At 47.9% G+C, this 2,792-nt stretch carries 1 protein-coding gene and 1 pseudogene; both read left to right on the forward strand.

Annotated elements, in window-relative coordinates:
* Nucleotides 1-747, forward strand: a pseudogene (locus HWQ67_RS15680) (hypothetical protein); the annotation flags it as partial.
* 515 nt (nucleotides 748-1,262) lie between these two features.
* Entirely contained in the window at nucleotides 1,263-2,753 is a 1,491-nt protein-coding gene (locus HWQ67_RS20275) for a tetratricopeptide repeat protein (protein ID WP_218253625.1), read from the forward strand.
* Nucleotides 2,754-2,792: the final 39 nt, after the last annotated feature.

The raw sequence follows: 2,792 nt of genomic DNA on the forward strand, positions 1-2,792 counted from the left end.
GAAGCTATCGATATATGCAAAAAGGCAATTGAAATCAATCCTAATGAGTATATCGCTTATTGGTTGTGGGGTGAGTGCCTTACACGATTAGAACGGTATGATGAAGCTACTTTAGTATACATACAAATTTTCCTGGCTGACGAGAGCTTATTTTTCAATCAGATTCGTAATGATTCATATTCTGAGGCGATAAATTCTGCATTAACTCACCTCTCTTCCGGAACTTACATAGAGGAGCTCTACGCAAAAAAAGGCAACGCTAAACACTCAAAGCCAATCCTCCTGACATTCCTTGTACTACTTGGAAAGTACGATATCGTAGAAGAGCACCTCGGCGAAATCATCGATCAAACAAAAACAATTGCCCCATCAGAAGACATCGAGCTTTTATTCGCTGCCATTAAACTATCCATCTACCTCAACCTACCCCAACAAAGCACTGGCAACATCTCACGACTACTCCCCATGTACACAACGTACATAAAATCACTATTGCCCCACGACAAACAAGAACACGAAATCAAAAACCTCACCCTGGGAATCTACAAACTCTACCTTATCGACAGGGCAAACAAAGAGGCCATCGACAAAGCGCTAGACTACCTGAAAACATCAGCCGTCCCCTTCGATGACTCAATCCTGAAAATCTTGACGTGCATCAGCAACCCCGACTCCACAGATGCCAAGCTGTACATGATAGACAAGGCACTATCGGAGGTCGTCAAGGCACTACGGGCAAGTATATAGAGCGTTTCGATCGATTGCAATACAAAGAAAGAAAGGGGCGGTTTGTGGCAGGGGTGCCCCACCCCCTCCGCTTCTTTGTCGCTCCAGGTCGCACCTGGCCCCCTTCAGCCCCCCCCCGCAAGGGGAGGGGCGAGCCCATAGGTGTTAAGCTAAGAATGCAATCCTGCCAATAAAGCCATTCTTTGTGGAGAATCCCTCCTCTAACCACTGTAGGTGTTAAGCTAAAAAAAAAGCTTCAAAAAAACAATGTGTTGAGGGTATAATTAGTTTGACAATGTCACATTTAAGTAAACATCAGGGATTGTCTGAACCAGGATTGATTACTTTGCTCCCTACGGTCGCAGGGCAGATTAAAGGATTTACATGAAAAAAGGGTAGTCCTTCTTTAACATAAATCCTGATAATCCCAATTATCGGACAGCTACTTACAGTAGCCGGGCCGTTAAATCGTGGTTCAGACATCTTTGATTGCAGAAATTGTAATGTGACATTGTCAAGTTAAGAAGCAACTTTCCGTGATAATATATTTCGACGACTTTGAACAGAACCTTGATCGTCATGGTAATCAGTATTACGTAAAATCTGAAACAATTGATATCATCCGTCCCTTCCTTGAGGCCGCCGGCTGGAGTAAAGGCAACAGCAACGTCGTCATATCGAGCCGGTATGCCTTCATCCTTGAACACGACGGCGAAAACCTGTCTACGACAAGCCTCCACGATCTCACGGTCATGTCATTTGATGGCGCTGATTTAGACAAGAAAAAGCGTGATCTCGAATTCATCGCAAAGAGCAAGCACGCCGACCTGTATCTCAGGTACGGTGCCGGCAATCCGCGTCTGTTGGAATGGCTCAACGTCATCGCCAGGGACGAGGGCAAGTACGACCTGGCCGACATTGAGGCGCAGTTGAAGGGCAAGCAGGATGAGTTCATCCACGCCTATCTTGCGGATGTGATTGCGGCGACTGAGGGGGAAGGGTTCCACAGGTTCATCCAAAAGGCGGCGGTGTATGGTGAGGCTGTTTATGCGACTGCCTTTGAGGCATTTGGTGGCGGGCAGTTCTTGAGCACGGGCGTTGACCTGACGTTGGTTGAGCGTGAAGTGCGGGCCGCACCGGCAATAAAGGACGGCTCCAGGGGTGAGTTTGTGTACTGGGTGACGCCCGTCATCCGCGATGCCATGTGGGCCAAGTTGACGGCAGACGAAAGGCTTGAGATGCACGCTCATGCGTATCAGTGGTATGACGGTTGGATTTCAGGAGCGACCGAGCCAAATTACAGGTACATGGAGGAGGCCGTCCGTCACGCCCTTGAGGTGGGCAATGTCCGTGGTGCGTGTCCTCATGCGGAGAAGCTGGGACGATACTTTCGCGAAATGGTCTTATATCGGCAGGGTCGAGCGATTATGGAAAAGGTCGCCGTCAGGGTCTCAGATGCGGTGATAGATGGGGCGAAGGCAAGCAAGGAGATAGAGGTCGGCGATTTTCTTCATACGTATGCGTATTCATTATGGCAGTTAGGCGACTCCAGGCAGGCGATTGCGTTTCTCGAAAAAGCCCTTGCTATCTGCTTGGAAGTCTATGGAGAAAAACATCCGGATGTGGCGACTTCGTATGGCAACATTGGATTTGCGCGGAACAAGTTAGGCGACTCCAGGCAGGCGATTGCGTTTTTCGAAAAAGCCATTGCTATCTTGTTGGAAGTCTATGGAGAAAGACATCCGGATGTGGCGAATTCGTATAACAACATTGGATTTGCGCGGAACAAGTTAGGCGACTCCAGGCAGGCGATTGCGTTTTACGAAAAAGCCCTTGCTATCAGGTTGGAAGTCTATGGAGAAAGACATCCGAATGTGGCGAATTCGTATAACAACATTGGATTTGCGTGGAACAAGTTAGGCGACTCAAAGCAGGCGATAGCGTTTCTCGAAAAAGCCGTATCCTCTTTATATTTCATGGTAACTATGCTTTTGCAGTTTTTGGATTCCTGGTCAAGCCAGGAATGACAAACTTGGAAAAAGCCTGTAACTGTCATTCCTGCGAAA

Origin of the sequence: Candidatus Magnetobacterium casense (assembly GCF_019173545.1) — a bacterium.
Lineage (GTDB): Bacteria > Nitrospirota > Thermodesulfovibrionia > Thermodesulfovibrionales > Magnetobacteriaceae > Magnetobacterium > Magnetobacterium cryptolimnobacter.